Here is a 21,530-nt window from a genome sequence, read left to right on the forward strand (position 1 = left end):
AGGCGTGTGGACCTCGTCACAGCGGGTGCGGTGACCCGTCCGGCGACGCCGTGGGAGGATCGCCCGGTACGCGGTGCGTGGCGCCCTCCCCGGCCCGACGACGCCGCCACGCTCGACGGATGGAGTGCCGGTGTTCTCGAAGGTCCTGGTCGCCAACCGCGCGGAGATCGCCGTCAGGGCGTTCCGCGCCGCCTACGAGCTGGGGGCCCGCACCGTCGCGGTGTTCCCGCAGGAGGACCGCAACTCCGAGCACCGGCTCAAGGCCGACGAGGCGTACCTCATCGGGGAGCCCGGTCACCCGGTGCGGGCGTACCTGGACATCGAGGAGATCGTGCGCGTCGCCCGGGAGGCGGGCGCGGACGCCGTCTACCCGGGGTACGGGTTCCTCTCGGAGAACCCCGACCTGGCGCGGGCGTGCGCGGAGGCGGGGCTGACGTTCGTCGGGCCGCCGCCGGAGGTGCTCGAGCTCGCGGGCAACAAGGTGCGGGCGCTCAAGGCGGCGCGCGAGGCGGGCCTGCCGGTGCTCGCGTCGAGCGAGCCGTCGGCGGACGTCGACGAGCTCGTCGCGGCCGCGGACGAGATCGGGTTCCCGGTGTTCGTCAAGGCGGTCGCGGGTGGTGGCGGTCGCGGGATGCGGCGCGTCGACGTGCGCGAGGACCTACCCGAGGCGCTGGCGGCGGCGATGCGCGAGGCGGACGGCGCATTCGGCGACCCGACGGTGTTCCTGGAGCAGGCGGTGCTGCGGCCGCGGCACATCGAGGTGCAGATCCTGGCGGACGGCGCGGGGAACGTCGTGCACCTGTACGAGCGGGACTGCTCGTTGCAGCGTCGTCACCAGAAGGTCATCGAGATCGCGCCGGCGCCGAACCTCGACCCGGCGGTCCGGGACGCGCTGTGCGCGGACGCGGTGCGGTTCGCGCGGCACATCGGGTACCAGAACGCGGGCACGGTCGAGTTCCTCGTCGACACGGTGGGCGAGCGTGCGGGGCAGCACGTGTTCATCGAGATGAACCCGCGCATCCAGGTGGAGCACACGGTGACCGAGGAGGTCACGGACGTCGACCTGGTGTCCGCGCAGATGCGGATCGCGGCGGGCGAGACGCTGGGGGACCTGGGCATCCGGCAGGAGGACGTGCGCGTCAACGGCGCGGCCCTGCAGACCCGGATCACGACGGAGGACCCGGCGAACGGGTTCCGTCCCGACACGGGCCGGATCATCGCCTACCGGTCCCCGGGCGGGGCGGGCGTCCGGCTCGACGGGGCGACGGCGACGGCGGGGTCGGTCGTGTCGGGCCACTTCGACTCGATGCTGGTGAAGCTCACGTGCCGGGGGCGGGACTTCCCGACGGCGGTGCGGCGCGCGCGTCGCGCGCTGGCGGAGTTCCGCATCCGCGGCATCCGGACGAACATCCCGTTCCTGCAGGCGGTCCTCGCCGACCCGGAGTTCGTCGCGGGCAACGTGGCGACGTCGTTCATCGACGAGCGGCCCGAGCTGCTCGCCGCGCGCGAGAGCGCGGACCGGGGCACGCGCCTGCTCGCGTACGTGGGGGACACCACCGTCAACCGGCCGCACGGGGAGCCGCGGGTCACGAGCGACCCGGCGGCGAAGCTGCCGCCGTTCGACCTGACGGTCGAGCCCCCGCCCGGGTCGCGCCAGCAGCTCCTCGAGCTCGGCCCGGAGGGGTTCGCGCGGGCGCTGCGGGGCGAGCAGCTGCTGCGCGTCACGGACACGACGTTCCGCGACGCGCACCAGTCGCTGCTCGCGACGCGCGTGCGCACGCACGACCTGGCGGCCGTCGCTCCGTACGTGGCGCGGGCGACGCCGCAGCTGTGGTCGGTCGAGGCGTGGGGCGGGGCGACGTACGACGTCGCGCTGCGCTTCCTCGGGGAGGACCCGTGGGAGCGGCTCGCGACCCTGCGTGCCGCGATGCCGAACCTCGCGATCCAGATGCTCCTGCGCGGGCGCAACACGGTTGGGTACACGCCGTACCCGACGCGCGTCACGGAGGCGTTCGTCGAGGAGGCCGCGGCGACGGGCATCGACGTGTTCCGCATCTTCGACGCGCTCAACGACGTCGACCAGATGCGTCCGGCGATCGAGGCCGTGCGCGCGACCGGCACGACGGTCGCGGAGGTCGCGCTGTGCTACACGGGCAACCTGCTCGACCCGGCCGAGGACCTGTACACGCTCGACTACTACCTGCGCCTCGCGGACCGCATCGTCGACGCCGGTGCGCACGTCCTCGCGATCAAGGACATGGCCGGGCTGCTGCGCCCCGCCGCCGCGAGCCGGCTCGTGACCGCGCTGCGCGAACGGTTCGACCTGCCGGTGCACCTGCACACCCACGACACGTCCGGCGGTCAGATGGCCACGCTGCTCGCCGCCGCCGCGGCGGGCGTCGACGCGGTCGACGCCGCGAGCGCCGCGATGGCGGGGACGACGAGCCAGCCGCCGCTGTCGGCGCTGGTCGCCGCGCTGGAGCACACCGAGCGCGACACCGGGCTGTCGCTGGCGGCGGTCGCGGACCTCGAGCCGTACTGGGAGGCGGTGCGCCGCGTGTACGCGCCGTTCGAGTCGGGTCTGCCCGGTCCGACAGGGCGCGTGTACGAGCACGAGATCCCGGGCGGTCAGCTGTCGAACCTGCGTCAGCAGGCGATCGCGCTGGGTCTGGGGGACCGGTTCGAGCAGATCGAGGCGATGTACGCGGCCGCGGACCGGATCCTGGGGCGGCTGGTGAAGGTGACGCCGTCGTCGAAGGTCGTGGGCGACCTCGCGCTGCACCTCGTGGCAGCGGGCGCGGACCCGGCGGAGTTCGCGGCGGACCCGCAGTCGTTCGACATCCCGGACTCCGTGGTCGGGTTCCTGGGCGGCGAGCTGGGCGACCCGCCCGGCGGCTGGCCGGAGCCGTTCCGGTCGCGCGCGCTCGCCGGCCGTGCGGCGCGCGCGGGGGTCACGCCGCTCTCGGCCGAGGACGAGGCGGAGCTCGCCCAGGAGGGCGAGGTGCGCCGTCGTCGGCTCAACCACCTGCTCTTCGCGGGGCCGACGAAGGAGTTCGAGCAGGTCCGGCAGGCGTACGGGGACGTGTCGGTGCTCGACACCCCCACGTACCTGTACGGGCTGGAGCCGGGCCAGGAGGTCGCGGTCGCGCTCGGCAGGGGCGTGCGCCTGCTCGTGGGCCTCGAGGCGATCGGCACGCCCGACGAGCGCGGGATGCGCACGGTGATGTTCACCCTCAACGGCCAGCTGCGCCCGATCCAGGTGCGCGACCGCGCGGTGGACGTGGACGCGCGCACCGCCGAGAAGGCGGACCCGACCCAGCCGGGCCAGGTCGCGGCGCCGTTCGCGGGTGCGGTGACGCCGGTCGTCGTCGTGGGCGACGTCGTCGAGGCGGGGCAGACGGTCGCGACCGTCGAGGCGATGAAGATGGAGGCGGCGATCACGACGCCCGTCGCGGGCACGGTCCAGCGGGTCGCGATCGGCGCGGTGCAGCAGCTGGAGGGCGGCGACCTCGTCCTCGTGGTGGGCTGAGGGGCCGGGCCCCGCACGGGCGGGGCGGGCAAGGACGACTCGAGGAGGTTCCATGCAGGTCACGTTCCACGGGCACGCGTGCGTCACGGTGCGCCACGGCGGTCAGGTCGTCGCCATCGACCCGGGCACGTTCAGCGACGCCGCGGCCGCGCTGGCGGACGCCGGCACGGTGCTCCTCACCCACCAGCACCCCGACCACGTGGACACCGGCGCCCTCGGCGACGCCCTCGCGGCCCGGCCGGAGCTCACGGTGTGGGCGCCCGAGGAGGTGGCCGCCGCGGTGCGTCCCGCGCTGCCCGACGGCGCGGCGTCGCGCGTGCACGTCGTCGCGCCGGGGGACGGCCTGGACCTCGGCGGCCTGGAGGTCGTGGTGGGCGGCGGCCGGCACGCGGTGATTCACCCGGACGTCCCGCGGATCGCGAACGTCACGTACCTCGTGCGCGGGGACGGGGCGACGCTCCTGCACCCAGGCGACTCGTTCGACGCCCCGGACGCGGGCGTGCTGGGCGGGCAGCGGCTCGACGTGCTGCTCGCGCCCGTCTCGGCGCCGTGGCTCAAGCTCGCCGAGACGATCGACTTCGTGCGCGCGCTCGACCCGCGGGTCGTGGTGCCGGTGCACGACGCGCTGCTGTCGGACGTCGGGCACGGCCTCGTGAACCGGCTCCTGGGCGAGCAGCGCACCGGCGGCACGTACGAGTACCGACCCCTGGCGACCGGGGAGTCGATCGACGTCGCCGCGGGCGCCCTGGACGGCGCGGCCGGGGTCGTCGCGCGCGAGCTGCGCGACGAGCACCCCGAGTTCGGGGAGGTCGCGCTGCTCGAGACCGACGAGACCGTGCCGCCGCGGCCGGAGGAGGAGGCGGCCGACGTGCTGCGCTCCGACCCGGCCCGCTGAGCCGCGGACCCCGCCCGCCGTCGTCGTCGCCCTCCGGCGGCGGCGACGGTGGTGCTGCTAGAGCAGCGGGCGCAGGGGAGTGAGGACGATCTCGCTGAGCTTCGCCGCCACCGAGCGGGAGTCCCACTCGTCGAGCGTCAGCTCGCGCGAGTTCGACAGGTCGACCTCGAAGACCTTCTCCATCTGCTCGGCCACTCCCGGGTCCGTGATCTCGAGGTTCACCTCGTAGTTCCCCGTGAGGGACAGCCGGTCGATGTTCGCCGTGCCGATCGTGGTCCACGCGCCGTCGATGGTCGCGGTCTTCGCGTGCACCATGGCGTTGCGGTACAGGTGGATGCGGACCCCGCCCTTGAGCAGCGCCGTGTACAGGCCGCGCGACAGCCAGTCCGCGAGCACGTGGTTCGAGCGCTCGGGCACGAGGACCCGCACGTCGACGCCGCGCGCCGCGGCCGCGAGCAGCGCGGCCAGGATCTCCCGGTCGGGGATGAAGTACGCCTGCGTGATGTAGACGTGCGAGCTCGCGCGGTCGATCGCGTCGAGGTAGATCCCGCGGATCGGGAACACCAGGTGCGCCGGCGCGTTGCGGGCCGCGCGCAGCCGCGGCTCCCAGTGCACCGACCCCGGGTCGGCGAGCAGCGGCTGGTCCGACGCGCGGTTCGCGTTCCAGAAGTCGACGAACGCGTTGCGCAGCTCCCACGCGCTCGGCCCCACGAGGCGCACGTGCGTGTCGCGCCACTGCGTCGCGTACAGGGCGCCGATGTTGTACCCGCCCACGAAGGCGATCTCGTCGTCGACGACGAGGATCTTGCGGTGGTCGCGGCCGGACTTGCGCACGTTGAGCATGAGCACGCCCGGGCGGAACACCGGGTACCGGATGACGTGGATCGGCTCGGGCAGGTCGAAGAACGCCTGCGGGACGACGAGGTTCGCGAAGCCGTCGTACACGACGAACACCTCGACGCCGCGCTCGCTCGCCTCGACGAGCGCCTGCTTGAACTCCTCGCCGAGCGCGTCGGCCTTCCAGATGTACGTCTCGAGCAGGATGCGGCGCCGCGCGCCGCGGATCGCGCCGAGCATCTCCCGGTACACGTCCTCGCCGTACGTGAAGACGGTCGTCGTGGTGCCCGCGACCTCGACGTCGGCGGGGGCCGAGCGCGGGAACGACGCCTCGGTGGCGTTGCGGCGCTTGCGGATCGCGTCCGCGGTGACGAGCACGCCCGCGACCGTCACGGGCGCCGCGACGGCGACCACGAGCGCACGGGAGAGCAGACGGCGGGCGGTGCGCAGGGCGGAGTCGGCGGACAGGTGCACGCACTCACCGTAGCGGGCGGCACCCCGGGCGCGACCGGAAGACGGTCGCGCCGCGGGTGAGATCCCGCACGGGCCGTCCCCGGCGCGTCCCCGGGCTGTCCTCGGTGCGTCCCTGGGCTGTCCTCGGTGCGTCCTCAGTGCGAGCGCAGCGCGCGGACCAGCTCCGCCTTGCGCATGGAGGACCGCCCCTCGATGCCGATCTCCGCGGCGCGCTTGCGCAGCTTCTCGACGGTCCAGTCCTCGTAGTCGCCGGCCTTGCCGCCCTTGCGGCCCACGCTCGAGCGCGACGAGCCGGCCGCGGCGTTCGCGATGCGGGCCGCCTTCTCCTTCGAGTCGCCCTCGTCCCGCAGCTTCTCGTACAGGTCGGGGTCCTTCACGCTCGGACCCGGGTCACGCTTCGGCACGACGGCCTCCTTCACCTCGGTCCGGCGGCCCGGACGGCTGCGCCGGTCTCCCGACAGGTTCTCGCCCTCGGCGCCCTCTCGCACGCGGACGCCTCCGACCGCGCGGACGTCGCTCCAGCACGACGACGCGCGACGACCCTGCGTCCACGTGCCCCACGTACCCCGCCAGGGCGGTGAACCCCGACGGGTCGCCGTCGCCGACGACGTCCCAGCGCACGTCCCCGTCCTCGAGCCAGAGGGCGACCGTCCGCGAGCGCCGCGACGAACCGTCGGGGACGACCAGGGCGAGCGTGGCGCCGTCGGTGAACGCGGCCGCGACGCCCCGGGTGAGATCGACCCGGACGCCCGTGGTGCCCGGGCCGTCGTCCGCCGTCGTGGTGGTGCTCCCGGGCGCCGTGACGACGCCCGGCGCGGCAGGGCGACCGGCGGGGGAGCTGCGCGGCCACGACCACACGGGCTCGCCCGAGCGCGCGTCCAGGGCGACGACGCGCTCACCGGTGACGACGACAGCGCGGTCGGCGGCGAGCGCGACGACCTGGGCGACGGGCTGTGCGAGGCGCCACCGCTCGCGCAGCCCGTCGCCGGTGCCGTCCGCGGCCGCGAGGGCGCGCACGCCGTCGGCGGTGGCGACCAGCCACGGGGCCGCGTCGTCCTCGGGGCCGACGAGCGGCCGCAGGAGCCGACCGTCGACGGCGGCGAGCACCGCCGCGTCCGGGGCGACGCGCTCGGTCGTCGCCTCCCGCCCCGGCGGCAGCACGCGGGTGCGCAGGAACGTCCCGTCGGGCAACGGGACGACGTCGGTCGTGACGGCCGGGCCTGGCGCGTCGAGACGGGTACCCCCAGCGGTGAGGACGGCGCTGACGCGACAGCCCCGCACGACGAGCAGGCCGTCCTCGACGGTGGCGGCGGCCTGCCCGGCGACCTGGGGCCGGCACATCGGGGTGCGTTCCGCGTCGTCGGGCGGGACGTCGTGCCGCCAGCGCACGCGCGCCGTGCGGGCGTCCTGGAGCGCGAGGTGCACGACCCCACCGGTGCGGGCCCACCGCAGCACGGTCCCGTCGGGCGCGGGGACCGCGCGGCCGAGCGTGTCGCCCAGCGGCACCGGCCCGGTGACCGGGCCGTCGGGGCCGACGACGTGCGCGACCGGGGCGAGCGCGGGTCCCGTGAGGCACACGAGCACGTCGGTCACCGGGCCCGCCGACTCGTCGGGGGTCGGTCCGCACGTGGCGGTGGCGTCGAGAGCGAGCCAGCGCCGGTCGCCCGAGGCGGCGTCGCGCCCTTCGACCCCGGCGGCGGTAATCGTGACGACCACCTCGTCGACGACGGCGACGCGCGGGGTGGCGGCGTCCGCGGACCAGGCGGGGGCCGGGGGCACGGCGAGCGAGCGGACGGCGCCGGGGTGGGCGAGGCGGGCCTGCTCCGCCGTCAAGGCGCGCCACGAGCCGACGGCGCCGAGCGCGACGGCGAGCGCGAGCAGGGGCGCTCCGACGCGCGCGAGGAGGGCGCGTCGTCGGGCAGGGGCCGCGCGCCCGGGTGCCCCCTCCGCGGGTGTGCCGCGCCCGCCCGGCGCGGGCTCGTCGTCGGGGACGAGCTCCACCCGGTGGAGCGGGGCCATGCCTGTGACGCTACGCCCCGCCCGGCCGGGTGTCAGCGCCCCTGAGGGCACGCCCGCGTACGGGGCGGTCAGGCCTCGCTGGGTTCGAGCGCCGCGGAGAGCGGGTGGGCCCGGATCGCGGCCGCGAGCTCGCCCTCGATGCGGTCGAGGTAGACGCCGGTGGTCGCGATGGACGCGTGCCCGAGGAGCTCCGCGACGACCTTGACGTCCCAGCCCTCCGCGGCGAGCAGCGTCGCGGTCGTGTGGCGCAGCGCGTGCGGCGTCGCCTCGCGGCGGTACTGCGCGGGCATGCGCTCGACGCAGCGCCGCAGCAGCCCGCGCACGGCCTGGGCGTCGATCCGGCGGCCTCGCCATGACAGCAGGAGGGCGCGCTGCGCGTCCGGGTCGTCGGGCCGGCGGGCGAGGAGCGTCGGGCGCAGGCGCGCGAGGTACTCCTCGAGCGCGTCCGCGAGCGGGGGAGAGAGCGTGACGGTGCGGACGTGGCCGCCCTTGCCCTGGATGCGCCACCGCGTCTGGTCCGGCTCGCGGGAGAAGTCGTCGAGGTTCGCCCGCTCGAGCTCGGACACGCGCGGGCCGAGGACGAGGAGGAGCGCGACGACGAGGCGGTCGCGGAGCTGGAGGTCCTGGTCGCGGCGCGAGACGGCGGGCTCCCCGGGCGCGCGGGCGGCGGACACCTCGAGCAGCGACGCCGCCGAGCCCGCGGACAGCGCGGTGCGCGCGACGCGCAGCCCGTCGCGCAGGCGGGCCGGGGGAGCGGCCCACTGCATCGGGTCTGCCTGCACCCAGCCCTCGCGCGCGGCGTGCGCGAAGAAGCGCGTCACCGACTGCCGGAACCGGTTCACCGTCGCTGCCGAGCGGCCCGTGCTGCCGGGCTTGCGCGACGCGTCGGCGTACCGGCCGTCGGGCGTGGTTTGGTAGCGCAGCAGCACGTCGTCGACGTCCTCGCCCGTGACGTCGTCCAGGACCCGGGCGGGTCCCGCGAGGCGCGCGAACTCCGCGACGTCCCGCTCGTAGCTGCGGCGCGTCGTGGGGGACAGGATGCCGCGCAGGGTCTGCGCGGCGACGGACGCGAGATAGCGGTCGGCTGCCTCGGCGACGGTGATCCGCTCGAGGCGGGGCGGGGCGACCATGGTGCGGGCCTCCTGGGGGACGGGTCGCCGTCAGCCTAGGACGCGCCACCCACAGCGCTGCCCGCCTGCGGCGCGCTGACCTGCACCGACGCTCTCGTGGTCGTCAGCCGCGCGCCTCGGTGCCCGCGGCGAGGTGCGCGACGTCGCCCAGGGCGACGACGGCGCGATTGTGGAAGTAGCCGTCCTCGCGCAGCGTCGTGATGCTGCCCGAGGGCACCGGGAAGGCGACGTGCCCCGCGGCGTCGACGGGCATGCCGATCCAGGCCGCGACGACGAACGTGGCGGCGAAGCCGTGCGTCACGACGACCTGGTGGTCCACGTCCCGGCGCAGGAGGTCCGTCGTCGCCGCGTACACGCGCAGCGCGACGTCGAGGCGGGTCTCGGCGCCGGCGACACCGACGTCGTGCCGCAAGCGGTCGCCCGTCGCGGGCGGCGGGACGAACCGTGCGTCGAGCCACGCCTGGGGGCGACCGCCTGCCTCGCCGTAGGACGACTCGCGCAGCCGCGGGTCGAGGCGCACCGCCACGCCGAGCGCGTCGGCGATCGCGGTCGCGGTGCGGCGCGTGCGCAGGAGGTCGGACGTGACGACGTCCGTGCTGGCACCGGCCGGGACACGCGCGCGCAGCGCCGCCGCGACGAGGTGCGCCTGCCGCTGCCCGGCGGGGGTGAGGTCGGAGTCGTGCTGGCCGCCGACGAGTCCGTCGACGTGGTGCGTCGCCTCCGGGTGGGTCACGACGTGCACGGTGCGCTCGCGCACACCGACGAGGTCTGGCAGCGGGGGAGGGAGGAGTGGTCGGGGAGCGTCGGGCACCGGGACAGGGTGGCACACACTCCGGGAGGACGGCGGTGGCGAGGGGAGCGTCGTGGTGGAGGGTGTGCACCGCGGCGCACGGGGAGCCTCGCCTGGAGCGGGGACCGATGGCTCCCGGCGCACCCGACAGCGGGAGAGCGACCCGAGAAGCGGCGGACGACCTGATGCGCAGTCACCGCGGGCACTCGTGCGTCACCATGGTGTTGACCTAAACACAATTGTTTGGGGCCTATGTCCGATTCTAGGCATCGTATCCGATGGTGCGGTCCCGAACCACCCGGCGGCTGCGGGGCGCTGCGACGCGTCGCGGTGAGCTCGCGGACGACGGCCGGTCGGCATACTCGTCGGCATCGCTCGTGGGCCGGGCTTGCACGGGGGACACCGTGCGCCAGGTCCACACGCCGGCCGCCGCGAGACCGCCGATGGCGCCGACCAGGAGGAACGCCAGGACGGTCAGCACGAGCACCGGCAGCCAGGCGAGCGTCGCGCACGTCGTCAGGACGCGTCCAGACCGACGGGCGTCCGGTGCGACGGCGGTGAAGACCGACGTCGCCGATCCTGAAGTCACCGAGACGGAATCTGAGGAGGTCGGTGCGACCGTCGCGTCGATGCCGGTCCGCGACGCACGCTGCAGGGATCGCGCGGCGCGGCCAGTCGCGCGGCGGTCGGCGTTGCCGATGGCCGGGGCGAGAAGCTGCGGTGCGTACGTCGTTGTGCTCATGACGAAGGGGAGCCCACCAGGGTGCTTCGTGATGCGCGGGAGGGCGCTTCCTTCCCACGTAATGACATAATGTACATTATCGGCGCCCTGATGGTGAGTGTTATCCATGGATCGACAGGCTCCTGCCAGCACGGTCCGGAGCCTGTCGACGGTTTCCTCTGACATCATCGCCGCATGGAGCTCTTGTGCCGCCGGTGCCATCGAAGCGTGCGCGTCGGCGCGGCCGAGTGCGAGACGTTCGAGCGGATGCACTACGTCTGCTTCCACTACGAGTTCGAGCACCAGGACTTTGACGTCGACGAAAGCTGCGGACTGGCTGGCTGCCCCTCTGAGGCGAACGGCTCCGGCCGGCGGACGGTCATCGCGACGGCCCGAGCCTTGGCGACCGCCGCAGCTGCCGACGAGCCTTGGAGCAACCGTTCCCTCCACGAGTACCTCGAGGCGCTCGCGCGCTGGCTCGAGAGCTCAGACGCGTACTACCGCAACGATGCCGACCGCAGGACCACACCTCCCAACGGGTGGGCGGTCGTCGACGATGCCCTGCGCGCTGCTGCGACGCACGAATGAAGACACGTTGCCTCACGCGCGCGCCCGGACATCCGTTTAGCCCATCGCGTTGCCGGGCGGTTCCAGGACCTCACGAACGACTTTCCCTGGCCTTGGCACGCTGCTGACCTAGACGAGCAGGTCGCCGAGGGTCGTTCCACGGGACGCAACAGGCACGTGAGGCGCGACGGTGCCAACTACTCCCCCGGCGCCCTCGTCGAGCAGAGGTGCGGCCGAGAGCCCCGAGCACCGCGACCTTTCGACGGCGTCCTGCGGGTTTTCGGGTGTGTACTGGCCCTATGGGATCCGCCGGCCTGGAACCGTCCACCCGCTGCGCGATCGACGCGGTCACCGCGCTGCGTCTCGTGCTCGACGACGTGACCCTCGGTGCGCGCCGCCCGCTCGTCGGGCCGTCCGTCCTGCGCAGCCACGCGCTGTCGATGCTGTACCAGGACGTGCGCCGCGGCGCCCTCGACGAGAAGACGGCGCGCGAGCGTCTCGAGGGTGTCGCCTCCCTGCGGATCCGCCTGCTCGGTGACCGCGTCTCGCGCGCGACGGCGTTCCGCATCGCGCGCGAGCTCGACGCCGACGACACGGCCGTCGCCGAGTACGTCGCCGTCGCGACGCTCCAGGCCGACGTCCTCGTGGCCGGTGACGAGCAGGTCGCCGCCGCGGCGGATGGTCGCATCCCCCTCGTCGCGTACGAGGACCTCCTGGGCTGAGGCGCTCGGGCGCTCGTGTCCCGCGCCCTTCTGGTCGCCCCGTCCGAGCCGGGCCCGGGGTCAGTCGTCGAACACGTGCCAGCAGATCGCGCTGCGACGCCGCTGGTCGTCGAGCACGAGCTCGCGCAGCTCGGCCGGGATGCGCCCGCGCTGCCGGTCCCGTTCCGCGAGGCGCGCCGCCTCGGCGTCCTCCCCCCGTGCTGCGGCGTCCGCGGCAGCCGCGCGGATCGCGTACGCCGCCGCGCCCAGCCCGTGAGCGGCGACGTGCGCCACGGCGACGGCCTGACCGGCCGCGAGCGCCGCGTACTTGACGGGTGCGGTCTGGCCGCGGCCGGCGGCGTTGGCGACGAAGGCGGTGGTGTGGGCGGTCTTCATGGGGACGTCGCCGCGGATCCAGGCGCGGGCGACGTCGAGGGCGTCCCGGGGTCGGGTGTCGTCGGGTCGTGCGCGTTCGAAGATCGGCAGGACGTGCTCGACGCAGTCGACGGCCCACCGGGCGATCTGGTGGTGGTGCTCGTCGGTGAGGGTGCCTCCGCGTCGGATGGTGACGAGGCGGGGGTCTCGGTCGGTGGGCAGGATCGGCATGGTGCGATGCTCCCCCGGCCCGGTGTCGGGGCACCAGCCCTGGGAGCGCGCGGGGCTGGCGGCCGGGGGTGCTCTGGTGGGGCGAGGGCCGGGCGGCGTACGGTGCGAACGTCCCCGTTCGTCGTCCGTCCGGGAGGTGCTGGCGCCTCTCCCCCGGGCTGGGACCCTCGTGCCGTGTCGTCGGCGCGACGGGTCCTCTCCCCCGGGTCTCGCGTGTCCTGTCGGGCGGGCCGTTCTCGAGGAGGCGCTCATGGTCCGGTTCACCCGTTCTGACGATCTGCGCGGTGCGACGTTCGAGGGTGTGGACCTGCGGGGTGCGCGGTTCGTGGAGCCGGACCTGTCCGGGGTCGTGGTGCGGGGTGCGCAGGTGGACGGTCTGGACGTCGACGCGCCGTGGTTGTCGGACGGGGATGCTCCGGTGCTGGTGAACGGGGTGGACGTGCGGGGGTTCGTGGAGGCGGAGCTGGACCGGCGGTTCCCGGGCCGGGAGCTGCGGCGGACAGCGGATCCGGAGGGTCTGCGGGTGGCGTGGGCGGCGCTGGAGTCCACGTGGGTGGCGACGCTGGAGCGGGTGGCGGCGCTGCCTGTGAGCGCCGTGGACGTGTCGGTGGGCGGTGAGTGGTCGTTCGCGCAGACGGTGCGGCACCTGGTGCTGGCGACGGACGCGTGGCTGGGGCGTGCGATGCTGGGGGTGGAGCAGCCGTTCCATCCTCTGGGGCAGCCGGGCCCCCAGGCGGCGGAGGACGGGTTGGACCTGTCGCTGTTCGCTGTGGGGACTCCGTCGTTCGGGGAGGTGCTGGAGGCGCGGGCGGGCCGGGTGGCGATGGTGCGGGACTTCCTGGCGGGGGTGACGCCGGAGTCGTTGCGGGTGGTGCGTCGCAACCCGTGGTCGCCGGAGTATCCGGAGACGACGTTGTCGTGCGTGCACGTGATCCTGGAGGAGGAGTGGGAGCACCACCGGTTCGCGGTGCGGGACCTGGCTGTGGTCGAGGCGTCGTTGGCGGGGTGAGCGCGGGCGTTCCTGCTGTGGCGCGTGGGGTCAGGCGGTGTCGGACACCTGGGCGGCGAGGTTGGGGGTGAGCCGGGTGAGGTCGGGGTCGGTGGGGAGCCCGTCGGGGACGAGGGTGGCGGTGACGAGGGTCTGGGCGTCTCCGTACTCCACGCGGAGGTGGCCGTCGTCGAGGTCGGTGACGAGGCCGCAGGTGGAGGCTCCGGCGTCGTCGCCCGGGGTGTCGCCTTCGACAACGATGACGAGGCAGACGACGTCCTGCCCGTCGCGGGTGCCCGACCCGGCGTAGAAGGTGGCGCCGTCGAGCTCGCCGAGGCGTCGTGCCGTGCCGGGGTCCATCTCGTCGGGCGTCATCGTGTCGGCGAGGTCGTCGTCAGGGGTGGCTGGGTCGGCGAGGCGGGTGACGAGGTCCTGGGGTGTCACGGGCCCGGAGCAGGCGGCGAGGGCCAGGAGCGCGGCGCCGACGAGGAGGACGGGTCGGGTCCGGCGGCGGGACAGGTCCATCGAGGATGGATATCACGTCGCGGGGGCTGGTCGGGGTGGGCGCCGGTACACGGACACGTGGGAGGGCGACTCTGCAGTGAACGGCTCCCCCGCCCATCCGGCGTGGCGGGTCTCGAGCTCGAGGCCGGCGAGGCGGGCCATGAGGTCGAGCTCGGGGGGCCAGACGTACCGGTGGGGTGTGCGGCCCACGGTGGCGTGGCCGTCGTCGTCGAACCGGACGTGGTGGGACACGACGCGCTGGTGCAGGACGTCGTAGGTGTCGACGCCGAGGTGGCCGGGCTCGGCGAGCCAGACGGTCGCGGTGCGCCCCGGCGGCAGGGCGCGCAGCTCGGGGACCCAGAGCTCGACGACGAACCGACCTCCTGGGGCGAGATGACGTGCGGCGTTGCGGAAGCACTCGACCTGGGCGTCCTGGGTGAGCAGGTTGGAGATCGTGTTGTCCACGAGGTAGACGAGCGTGTGCTCCCCCGGCACCCTCGCGGTGGCCATGTCGCCGACGACGACGGGGAGGGTCGTCTCGTCGGCCTTCTCGCGCGGCCGGGCGACCATGTGCCGGGAGATCTCGATGCCGGTCACGGGCACGCCGCGCGCGGCGAGCGGGATCGCGACCCGACCCGTGCCGACCGCGAGCTCGACCGCGCTCCCCTGGCCCGCGAGCGCCGCGAGCCGGTCCACGGCGGGGTCGAGGGTGTCGGGGGCAAACATGCCCTCGCCGGGGGTGTCGTACCGCGCGGCGGCGTCGGCGTCCCAGAGGCGTTCCTGGTCGGTGCCGGCGTGGTCGGTGCGGGAGTCCGTCATCGTGCGACGGTGTCAGGCGCTGTGCCCGGCGGTCCAGCGATTTCGGGTCGTGGGGTCTTCGGTGTCCTCGGCGTCTCTGCTCGGGCGATACCGGGCGCTACGGTGTGGGCATGGATCGTGCGGCGTTCGTCGGCTTCGTCCGTTCTCAGGGGTGGGGGGTCGTGGCGTCCCTCGGTCATGACGGTGGCCCGCAGGCGGCGTTCCTCGCGGTGGCGGCGACGGACGCGGGTGAGCTGGTGTTCGACGCGCGCGCGTCGTCGCGCAAGGTGGCGAACGTGGCCCGGGACCCGCGCGTCGCCGTGACGGTCGGCGGGACGGACGGGACGACCGTGCAGTGCGAGGGCGTCGCGGACGTCCCGGCCGGTGCGGACCGGCGGCGCTGCGCCGCGGCGTACGCGGCGGCGTTCCCGCAGTTCGCGGGGTCGTTGGGGGACGACGGCATCGTGCTGCTGCGGGTGACCCTGGCGTGGGCGCGGTACGGGGACTTCCGTGACGGCCGGTCGGTGATGACGGAGGTCGACGTGACCGGGTGGGGCCTGGCCGGGGACTGACGTAGTCCCCCGTCGGGTCGGGCCGGTCAGTCGAGCAGGGCCTGCTTGGCGCGGGCGTACTCGGTGTCGGTGAGGTCTCCGGCGCGGTGGAGGGCGGCGAGGCGTTCGAGCCGGGTGACGAGGTCCGCTCCCCTGCCGGTGGGTGCCGGGTCGGTGGTGGCGCGCCCGACGACGCGCCACAGGGCGCGGGTGAACACGCCGGGGCGGCGGGTGGTCCCGGCGTGGTCGGGGCGCAGGTGCGGGACGCGGGCGGAGGGCACGGTGCGGTCGTCGAGCTCGATGGCGCCGGGGCGGGTGGCGGCGAGCGAGCGGGCGAAGCGCGCGAACCGTGCGGAGGAGCCCTCGAGCAGGACGGCGCGCGTGGCACGGGCGGTGGGGTGTTGGTCGTCGCGCCAGGTGACGGCGACGGTGGGGCCGTCGCCGGTGACGGTGACGACGGGCCGCCCGGCGGGCTGCAGGACGGTGTCGTCGCCGCGCACGAGGCGTAGGCGGGTGCCGTCCCACACGAGGCGGCCCCCGGCGACGTGGAACATGGCGGGGTACCGGGGTGCGGCGGTGAACCGGGCGGCATCGGGGCTGGGCTGCGGTGCCCGGACGACGCCGACGGGGCGGCGCCGGGGTGGGGCCGCGACGTCCTGGTCGGGGCGGGGCGCGTGGTCGGCGAGGGCTTCGACGACGGGGACGGCGAGGGTCTGCGGGGCGGCGGGGCGCGTGGCCGGTTCCGGGTCGCCGGGTCGCGCGGCCTGGTCCTCGGTGGTGCTGCGGCTCATGGTGCTCCCCCGTCGTCGTCGGTCCCCCGATCCTGCCGCGACGGGCCTGCCGGGGGCAAGGCGGGTCGCGGTGCGGGCGGGGTGTCGTCGCAGGTCGGGCAGGGGTGCGCGCCCCGGCCGGAGCACCGGTGGCCGGGGCGCGCGGTCAGGAGGTCACAGGCCGCCGAGCAGGGCCGTGAAGTCGGGCGTGCCGGCGAACGGGTCGGCGGGGCCGGTGTTCTTGCGCAGCGCGACCTTCTCCGCGAGCTCGCGGCCCGCGCGGGCGATGCGGGCGGGCAGGCCGCCCCCGGAGTCGCCCTCGGCGGCCGCCCAGTCGTCGGTGGCGGCGAACACGGACGTCGTGGCGACGTCGGCCCGCAGGTAGGTGAACAGGGGGCGCAGCGAGTACTCGAGCGCGAGCGAGTGGCGGGCGGTGCCACCGGTCGCGCCGAGCAGGACGGGCGTGCCGGTGAGCGAGTCCTTGTCGAGGACGTCGACGAACGACTTGAGCAGCCCGGAGTACGTGGTGGTGAACAGCGGGGTGGTCACGACGATCCCGTCGGCGGCGGTGAGGCGCTCGAGCACGCCCGCGAGGTCGCCGGTCGGGAAGCCGGTGAGCATGGCGTCGACGACGGCGTGCGCGTGGTCGCGCAGCTCGACGGTCTCGATCTCGGCGCTCACGCCGAGGCCCTGCAGCTCGCGCAGCGTGGCCTCGCCGAGCCGGTCGGCGAGCAGGCGCGTGGAGGACGGCTTGGACAGCCCGGCGGACACCACGACGAGGCGGCGGTCCGGGGCGGGGGTGCTGGCGGTCATGCGGTGCTCCTGAGGTGCTGACGTGCGGTGCGGGGTGCGGCCCGTCGTGGGCCGGGTGCTGCCGTGCCCGACGGCGGCCGGTCGCGGTGCGGGGCACTCCTCGACCGTACGCCGTCGGGCGGGTGGTCACGGCGCGGGTGTCGCCGGCGTCACAGGCCGAACGCGGCACCGGCGGTGGCGGTGCGGGTGTCGTCCTCGGCGGTGCGCCCGGTCCAGAGGTCCTCGGTGCCGCCGACGTGCGCGGCGCCCTCGGTCCCGGCCGCGCGGGCGGCCGCGACGCGCTCGGCGTGGCTCGGCGGGTTCGCCGGCACGTGCGCGGGGCGGACGGCCTCCATCTCCTTGCGCAGCACGGGCACGACCTCGCCCGCGAGGAGGTCGATCTGCTCGAGCACGGTCTTGAGCGGCAGGCCCGCGTGGTCGACGAGGAACAGCTGGCGCTGGTAGTCGCCCACGTGGTCGCGCATCGCGGCGTACCGGTCGATGACCTGCTGCGGCGAGCCGACGGTGAGCGGCGTCTCGCGCGTGAAGTCCTCCATGGAGGGCCCGTGCCCGTAGACGGGCGCGTTGTCGAAGTAGGGGCGGAACTCGTCCCACGCCTTCTGGGAGTCCTTGCGCATGAACACCTGGCCGCCGAGCCCGACGATCGCGGTGTCCGCGGGGCCGTGGCCGTGGTGCTCCCAGCGCTGACGGTAGAACTGCACCATCTGCTTGGTGTGGCTCATGGGCCAGAAGATGTTGTTGTGGAAGAACCCGTCGCCGTAGTAGGCGGCCTGCTCGGCGATCTCGGGGCTGCGGATCGACCCGTGCCACACGAACGGCGGGACGCCGTCCAGCGGCCGCGGCGTCGAGGTGAAGCCCTGGAGCGGGGTGCGGAACTTGCCCTCCCAGTCCACGACGTCCTCGGTCCACAGCCGGCGCAGCAGCGCGTAGTTCTCGATCGCGAGCGGGATGCCCTGGCGGATGTCCTGCCCGAACCACGGGTACACCGGGCCGGTGTTGCCGCGGCCCATCATGAGGTCCATGCGGCCGTCGGAGATGACCTGGAGCATCGCGTACTCCTCCGCGAGGCGCACCGGGTCGTTCGTCGTGATGAGCGTGGTCGAGGTCGACAGGACGATGTTCTTCGTCACGCCCGTCAGGTAGCCGAGCATGGTCGTCGGCGAGGACGGGACGAACGGCGGGTTGTGGTGCTCCCCCGTGGCGAAGACGTCCAGCCCCGCCTCGTCCGCGTGCTTCGCGATCGTCAGCATGGACCGCACGCGCTCGGTGTCGTCGGGGGTCCGGCCCGTCGTGGGGTCCGTCGTGACGTCGCCGACGGTGAAGATGCCGAACTGCATGGTGTGCTCCCGTGAGTCCTAGGTCGATGCGTTTGCATGTACATGCCGCTCAACCGGGCTCCCCCCGGGTTTGTTCCCGCACCCCGGGCCGCGAGGTGTGAGCGTGCACACGTCCGGGGCCGGGCGGGGGCCGCGGAGTTGCGCGGGGCATCGAAACCCGGGAGCCTGGGACGGCGCGCCGAGGCGGGCCGGCACGACGCACCGCGGGGGCCACCAGGTCGTGAGGCCCCGCGACGTTCACCGGACCTTCACGGCGTGTCGGAACACCGACCGCACGTGAGGCGTTGCCTCTCGTAGATCGGGCCGCTGCCCGCACCCCCACCGGGCGCGCCCACCCACCCCCGAAGACCCCTCAGGAGGACACCATGGCCGACCGTTCGCTGCGCGGGATGAGCATCGGTGCGAAGAGCATGGAGTCGGACGAGGGCGTCGACTTCGCCCCCCGCTTCCAGGCGCACTACGACTGCCCCAACGGGCACACCATCATCCTGCCGTTCTCGACCGACGCCGAGGTCCCCCCGGTGTGGGAGTGCCGCTGCGGCGCCGAGGCGCTGCTGCGCGACGCGGAGCGCCCCGAGCCCAAGGCCGGCAAGCCCGCCCGCACCCACTGGGACATGCTGCTCGAGCGCCGCACCATCTCCGAGCTCGAGGAGCTCCTCGACGAGCGCCTCGGCCTGCTGCGCGCCGGCAAGCTGCGCCGCAGCGCCTGACGCCTCGCCGCGCCCGTCACGAGAGGCCCGGACCCCCGCGAGGGGGTCCGGGCCTCTCTGCGTCGCGGCCATCACCCCGGGGACGTCTCACCGCGGGGACGTCTCAGCGCGTGCCGCGCCGCCCCGCGACCGACCGCGCGAGGCTCGCGAGCTGGGCCGCGCGCCGTCGGGCACCCCAGACCGTGACCTTCCACAGCGCCTCGGTGACGATCGCGCGGCTCATCTTCGACCGCCCCGCCGTGCGCTCGACGAACGTGATCGGCACCTCCGTCGCGCGGCCCCCCGTCCGCACGACCCGCCACGCCATGTCGACCTGGAAGCAGTACCCGTGCGACTCCACGCTCGCGAGGTCGACGGCGCGCAGCGCGGACGCGCGGTAGGCGCGGTAGCCCGCCGTCGCGTCGCCCAGGTGCAGCCCCAGCGCGAGGCGCACGTACGCGTTGCCCGCGCGCGAGAGCACCTCGCGGTGCCGCGGCCAGTTCTCCACGCGCCCGCCCGGGACCCAGCGCGACCCGATGACGAGGTCCGCGCCGTCGTGCGCGCCGTCCGCCGTGGCGGGGCCGAGGGCGGCGAGCAGGGCTGGCAGCTGCTCCGGCTGGTGGGAGCCGTCGGCGTCCATCTCCACGAGCACGTCGTACCCGGCGTCCAGGCCCCACCCGAACCCCGCGACGTACGCGGCGCCCAGGCCCTCCTTCCCGGCCCGGTGCAGCACGTGCACGCCCGGGTCGACGGCGGCCGCGGCGTCGGCGAGGTCACCCGTCCCGTCCGGGCTCGCGTCGTCCACGACGAGCACGTCCGCGTCCGGGACCGCGGCACGCAGGCGCGCGAGCGTGCCCGGCAGGGTCAGCGCCTCGTCGTACGTGGGCACGACGACGAGCACGCGCCCGCCCGGGACGCCGCCCTCCCCCGCGCGCGGGCTCACGGTGCCTCGTCCCCGGCCGGCGCCGGGGCGGTCCGGGTGCGGCGCTCGCGGACGACGGTGACGACGCCCGCGGCGAGGAGACCCAGGGCGAGGAGCTCGACGACGCGGCCCGGCCAGTCCCCGGCCCGCACGGCAGGCGTGAGGCTCGTGCGCAGCGGCAGGTCGGCGACCATCTGGTCGGCGGTGAACAGGCCCGTGCTCTGCAGGAGCGTGCCGTCGGGGGCGATGACGCCGCTGACGCCGACGGTCGAGACCTGCACGGTCGCGCGGCCCGTCGACACGGCGCGCAGCCGCGACATCGCGAGCTGCTGCGTCGACTCGGCGGTGTACCCGAACGAGGCGTTGTTGGTCGGCACGACGAGCAGCTCGGCGCCCGCGTCGACCGCGTCGTTCACGAGGCCGTCGTAGGCGACCTCGAAGCAGATGACGACGCCGAGCGGCACCGTGCGCCCCAGGCGGGGCGCGTCGAGGTCGACGACGCCGGTCTCGGTGCCCGCGATCATGTCGATGCTCACGCGGTCGACCTGGTCGGAGAACACGCGCAGCAGGGAGCGCAGCGGGATGTACTCGCCGAACGGCGCCGGGTGCTGCTTGGCGTAGCGGTCGACGACACCGGTGCCCGGCTCCCACAGGAGCGACACGTTGTACCGCCCGCCGGTCTCGGGGTACTCCTGCGCGCCGACGAGGATCGGCGCGCCGACCTCCTGCGCGACGTCGTCGATGGCGCGCGCCACCTCGGGCGTGGTCTGCGGGTCGAGGTCGGACCCGTTCTCGGGCCACAGCACGACGTCGAGGTCGCCCGGCTCGACGTCGTCGAGGAGCGCGAGCGTGCCCTGCAGGTGGTTGTTCAGCACCTCGGCCCGGTTCGCGAACGACCCGAGCCCGGGCTCGCCCACGTTGCCCTGCACGGCCCCGACGGCGAGCGTGCCCGCCTCGGCGCGCGTGTCGAGCGGCACGAGCAGCGGTGCGACCACGAGCGCGGCCGCGACGGCCACGGGGACGACGGCGCCGGTCACGACGTCACGGCGGCGCAGCACGGCGAGCACCGCGACCGCGAGCAGCGCCCCGACGAGCGCGACGAGCAGCGACACGAGGACCTCTCCCCCGAGCCACGCCGCGCGACCCAGCGGGGAGTCCGCCTGGGAGAACGCGAGCCGGCCCCAGGGGAACCCGCCGAACGGCACCTCGGTGCGCGCCTGCTCGGCCCCGACGAACAGCACCGCGAACGCGACGGCCTGCCGCCCGGGGTGCCCCGCGAGCCACGACCAGCGGCGCGCCCAGACCCACGCGGCACCGAGCAGCCCGACGAAGCACGCCTCCATGACGGACAGCGCGAGCCACGGCACGGTCTCGGTCGCGTAGTTCGCCCACCACAGGTGCGGCAGGAAGAACGCCAAGCCCCACACCAGGCCCACGAGGAAGCCCCAGCGCGCGCCGTCGCGGCGCAGCGCCCAGAACAGGGCGGCCACGCCGACGAACGCGAGCGGCCACCACCCGCGGTCGGGGAACGCGGTGTCGGTGAGCAGGCCGCCCGCGAGGGCGAGCAGGAGCGTCAGGGGCCGCGACGGGACGGCGGGCGACGAACCCGCGGGGACCTCGCGCTCGGATCGGCCGTCGGGCCGTGCGTTCGGTCCGGCGTCCGGCCCAGCGTCGGGCTGCCGGTCGTGAGGCGTGCCGATCTCGGGCGCACGGGCGGCCGTGCCTGCGGGGCGGGATCGCCCGGCGGGAGCGGCCGGGGGCTCGGGGGCGTGCACGGGTGCACCCTACGCCACGGACCTGCACGAAGACCTGGCGGGCCGCCGCCCTCCGCGGAAGGTCGGCGGGGGTGGGAAGGGAGTGTGTGCGGGCTCGCGCGCCCTTCGGCCCGT

At 75.0% G+C, this 21,530-nt stretch carries 21 protein-coding genes; 7 read left to right on the forward strand and 14 right to left on the reverse strand.

Features of this window, described 5'->3' with window-relative positions; translation table 11 throughout:
- Positions 1-130: 130 nt before the first annotated feature.
- On the forward strand, positions 131-3,529 hold the full coding sequence (locus tag ACPCUX_RS09955) for a pyruvate carboxylase (protein ID WP_423388654.1): 3,399 nt from the start codon (positions 131-133) through the stop codon (positions 3,527-3,529).
- A gap of 52 nt (positions 3,530-3,581) precedes the next feature.
- Complete coding sequence (locus tag ACPCUX_RS09960) at positions 3,582-4,424, forward strand: MBL fold metallo-hydrolase (RefSeq protein WP_081599783.1); 843 nt, start codon at positions 3,582-3,584, stop codon at positions 4,422-4,424.
- Between the two features lie 57 nt (positions 4,425-4,481).
- Here ACPCUX_RS09960 and ACPCUX_RS09965 read toward each other — a convergent pair whose 3' ends face one another.
- From ACPCUX_RS09965 to ACPCUX_RS09990, 6 genes are all read right to left on the reverse strand, one after another.
- The gene (locus ACPCUX_RS09965; RefSeq protein WP_369824973.1) at positions 4,482-5,729 is read right to left on the reverse strand and encodes a phospholipase D-like domain-containing protein; all 1,248 of its coding nucleotides are present in this window, start codon (positions 5,727-5,729) and stop codon (positions 4,482-4,484) included.
- 140 nt (positions 5,730-5,869) lie between these two features.
- On the reverse strand, positions 5,870-6,139 hold the full coding sequence (locus ACPCUX_RS09970) for a DUF7218 family protein (protein WP_034656177.1): 270 nt from the start codon (positions 6,137-6,139) through the stop codon (positions 5,870-5,872).
- Positions 6,126-7,754: a hypothetical protein gene (locus tag ACPCUX_RS09975; RefSeq protein WP_423388655.1), complete on the reverse strand. Its 1,629-nt coding sequence runs from the start codon at positions 7,752-7,754 to the stop codon at positions 6,126-6,128. Before ACPCUX_RS09975 ends, ACPCUX_RS09970 begins: the two co-directional genes overlap by 14 nt.
- A 68-nt stretch (positions 7,755-7,822) precedes the next feature.
- On the reverse strand, positions 7,823-8,884 hold the full coding sequence (locus ACPCUX_RS09980; protein ID WP_085387964.1) for a tyrosine-type recombinase/integrase: 1,062 nt from the start codon (positions 8,882-8,884) through the stop codon (positions 7,823-7,825).
- 103 nt (positions 8,885-8,987) lie between these two features.
- Positions 8,988-9,617: a histidine phosphatase family protein gene (locus ACPCUX_RS09985; RefSeq protein WP_423388656.1), complete on the reverse strand. Its 630-nt coding sequence runs from the start codon at positions 9,615-9,617 to the stop codon at positions 8,988-8,990.
- A 319-nt stretch (positions 9,618-9,936) separates the two neighbouring features.
- On the reverse strand, positions 9,937-10,416 hold the full coding sequence (locus ACPCUX_RS09990; protein ID WP_423388657.1) for a hypothetical protein: 480 nt from the start codon (positions 10,414-10,416) through the stop codon (positions 9,937-9,939).
- A 174-nt stretch (positions 10,417-10,590) separates the two neighbouring features.
- Between ACPCUX_RS09990 and ACPCUX_RS09995 the strand changes: the two genes are divergently transcribed.
- Together ACPCUX_RS09995 and ACPCUX_RS10000 are read left to right on the forward strand one after the other, a co-directional pair.
- Positions 10,591-10,983 carry a DUF7660 family protein gene (locus tag ACPCUX_RS09995; protein WP_423388658.1) on the forward strand — a complete coding sequence of 131 codons (393 nt, stop codon included), beginning with the start codon at positions 10,591-10,593 and terminating at the stop codon, positions 10,981-10,983.
- A 278-nt stretch (positions 10,984-11,261) separates the two neighbouring features.
- Entirely contained in the window at positions 11,262-11,684 is a 423-nt protein-coding gene (locus ACPCUX_RS10000; RefSeq protein ID WP_043651652.1) for a hypothetical protein, read from the forward strand.
- Between the two features lie 60 nt (positions 11,685-11,744).
- Here the strand turns inward: ACPCUX_RS10000 and ACPCUX_RS10005 are convergent, their stop codons facing one another.
- A complete protein-coding gene (locus tag ACPCUX_RS10005) occupies positions 11,745-12,269 on the reverse strand; it encodes a putative immunity protein (RefSeq protein ID WP_423388659.1) in 525 nt (174 codons plus the stop codon).
- Between the two features lie 250 nt (positions 12,270-12,519).
- On the opposite strand from ACPCUX_RS10005, the gene ACPCUX_RS10010 reads away from it, so the two are divergent.
- On the forward strand, positions 12,520-13,278 hold the full coding sequence (locus tag ACPCUX_RS10010) for a DinB family protein (protein WP_423388660.1): 759 nt from the start codon (positions 12,520-12,522) through the stop codon (positions 13,276-13,278).
- Positions 13,279-13,308: 30 nt separating this feature from the next.
- Here the strand turns inward: ACPCUX_RS10010 and ACPCUX_RS10015 are convergent, their stop codons facing one another.
- Positions 13,309-13,782, reverse strand: coding sequence for a hypothetical protein (locus ACPCUX_RS10015; protein WP_423388661.1), 474 nt, complete (start codon positions 13,780-13,782; stop codon positions 13,309-13,311).
- 12 nt (positions 13,783-13,794) lie between these two features.
- Positions 13,795-14,580 (reverse strand): class I SAM-dependent DNA methyltransferase, encoded by a 786-nt coding sequence (locus ACPCUX_RS10020; protein WP_043651661.1) that lies wholly within the window; start codon positions 14,578-14,580, stop codon positions 13,795-13,797.
- A 110-nt stretch (positions 14,581-14,690) separates the two neighbouring features.
- Between ACPCUX_RS10020 and ACPCUX_RS10025 the strand changes: the two genes are divergently transcribed.
- Complete coding sequence (locus tag ACPCUX_RS10025) at positions 14,691-15,131, forward strand: pyridoxamine 5'-phosphate oxidase family protein (protein WP_043651664.1); 441 nt, start codon at positions 14,691-14,693, stop codon at positions 15,129-15,131.
- A 26-nt stretch (positions 15,132-15,157) separates the two neighbouring features.
- On the opposite strand, the gene ACPCUX_RS10030 is transcribed toward ACPCUX_RS10025, so the two are convergent.
- From ACPCUX_RS10030 to ACPCUX_RS10040, 3 genes are all read right to left on the reverse strand, one after another.
- Positions 15,158-15,901 carry a hypothetical protein gene (locus ACPCUX_RS10030; RefSeq protein ID WP_415298760.1) on the reverse strand — a complete coding sequence of 248 codons (744 nt, stop codon included), beginning with the start codon at positions 15,899-15,901 and terminating at the stop codon, positions 15,158-15,160.
- A 153-nt stretch (positions 15,902-16,054) separates the two neighbouring features.
- On the reverse strand, positions 16,055-16,693 hold the full coding sequence (locus ACPCUX_RS10035; RefSeq protein ID WP_034656126.1) for an FMN reductase: 639 nt from the start codon (positions 16,691-16,693) through the stop codon (positions 16,055-16,057).
- A 149-nt stretch (positions 16,694-16,842) separates the two neighbouring features.
- On the reverse strand, positions 16,843-18,030 hold the full coding sequence (locus ACPCUX_RS10040) for an LLM class flavin-dependent oxidoreductase (protein ID WP_034656123.1): 1,188 nt from the start codon (positions 18,028-18,030) through the stop codon (positions 16,843-16,845).
- 365 nt (positions 18,031-18,395) lie between these two features.
- Between ACPCUX_RS10040 and ACPCUX_RS10045 the strand changes: the two genes are divergently transcribed.
- Positions 18,396-18,740: an RNA polymerase-binding protein RbpA gene (locus tag ACPCUX_RS10045; protein WP_021483180.1), complete on the forward strand. Its 345-nt coding sequence runs from the start codon at positions 18,396-18,398 to the stop codon at positions 18,738-18,740.
- A gap of 103 nt (positions 18,741-18,843) precedes the next feature.
- Here the strand turns inward: ACPCUX_RS10045 and ACPCUX_RS10050 are convergent, their stop codons facing one another.
- On the reverse strand, positions 18,844-19,662 hold the full coding sequence (locus ACPCUX_RS10050) for a polyprenol monophosphomannose synthase (protein ID WP_085387955.1): 819 nt from the start codon (positions 19,660-19,662) through the stop codon (positions 18,844-18,846).
- Positions 19,659-21,209, reverse strand: a complete 1,551-nt coding sequence (gene lnt, locus ACPCUX_RS10055) for an apolipoprotein N-acyltransferase (RefSeq protein WP_423388680.1) — start codon at positions 21,207-21,209, stop codon at positions 19,659-19,661. The genes ACPCUX_RS10050 and lnt overlap by 4 nt, the downstream gene beginning before the upstream one ends.
- Positions 21,210-21,530 lie beyond the last annotated feature (321 nt).

The organism is Cellulosimicrobium sp. AB352 (assembly GCF_049538415.1).
GTDB classification, from domain to species: Bacteria; Actinomycetota; Actinomycetes; order Actinomycetales; family Cellulomonadaceae; genus Cellulosimicrobium; species Cellulosimicrobium funkei.

Excerpts from the sequence above, each read along its gene's own strand:
- ACPCUX_RS10035 (WP_034656126.1), bottom strand. The coding sequence starts at position 16,693 with ATGACCGCCAGCACCCCCGCCCCGGACCGCCGCCTCGTCGTGGTGTCC.
- ACPCUX_RS10000 (WP_043651652.1), top strand. The coding sequence starts at position 11,262 with ATGGGATCCGCCGGCCTGGAACCGTCCACCCGCTGCGCGATCGACGCG.
- ACPCUX_RS10020 (WP_043651661.1), bottom strand. The coding sequence starts at position 14,580 with ATGACGGACTCCCGCACCGACCACGCCGGCACCGACCAGGAACGCCTC.
- ACPCUX_RS09960 (WP_081599783.1), top strand. The coding sequence starts at position 3,582 with ATGCAGGTCACGTTCCACGGGCACGCGTGCGTCACGGTGCGCCACGGC.
- ACPCUX_RS09975 (WP_423388655.1), bottom strand. The coding sequence starts at position 7,754 with ATGGCCCCGCTCCACCGGGTGGAGCTCGTCCCCGACGACGAGCCCGCG.
- ACPCUX_RS10040 (WP_034656123.1), bottom strand. The coding sequence starts at position 18,030 with ATGCAGTTCGGCATCTTCACCGTCGGCGACGTCACGACGGACCCCACG.
- ACPCUX_RS10030 (WP_415298760.1), bottom strand. The coding sequence starts at position 15,901 with ATGAGCCGCAGCACCACCGAGGACCAGGCCGCGCGACCCGGCGACCCG.
- ACPCUX_RS10045 (WP_021483180.1), top strand. The coding sequence starts at position 18,396 with ATGGCCGACCGTTCGCTGCGCGGGATGAGCATCGGTGCGAAGAGCATG.
- ACPCUX_RS09990 (WP_423388657.1), bottom strand. The coding sequence starts at position 10,416 with ATGAGCACAACGACGTACGCACCGCAGCTTCTCGCCCCGGCCATCGGC.
- ACPCUX_RS10010 (WP_423388660.1), top strand. The coding sequence starts at position 12,520 with ATGGTCCGGTTCACCCGTTCTGACGATCTGCGCGGTGCGACGTTCGAG.
- ACPCUX_RS10025 (WP_043651664.1), top strand. The coding sequence starts at position 14,691 with ATGGATCGTGCGGCGTTCGTCGGCTTCGTCCGTTCTCAGGGGTGGGGG.
- ACPCUX_RS09995 (WP_423388658.1), top strand. The coding sequence starts at position 10,591 with ATGGAGCTCTTGTGCCGCCGGTGCCATCGAAGCGTGCGCGTCGGCGCG.
- ACPCUX_RS10015 (WP_423388661.1), bottom strand. The coding sequence starts at position 13,782 with ATGGACCTGTCCCGCCGCCGGACCCGACCCGTCCTCCTCGTCGGCGCC.
- ACPCUX_RS09980 (WP_085387964.1), bottom strand. The coding sequence starts at position 8,884 with ATGGTCGCCCCGCCCCGCCTCGAGCGGATCACCGTCGCCGAGGCAGCC.
- ACPCUX_RS10005 (WP_423388659.1), bottom strand. The coding sequence starts at position 12,269 with ATGCCGATCCTGCCCACCGACCGAGACCCCCGCCTCGTCACCATCCGA.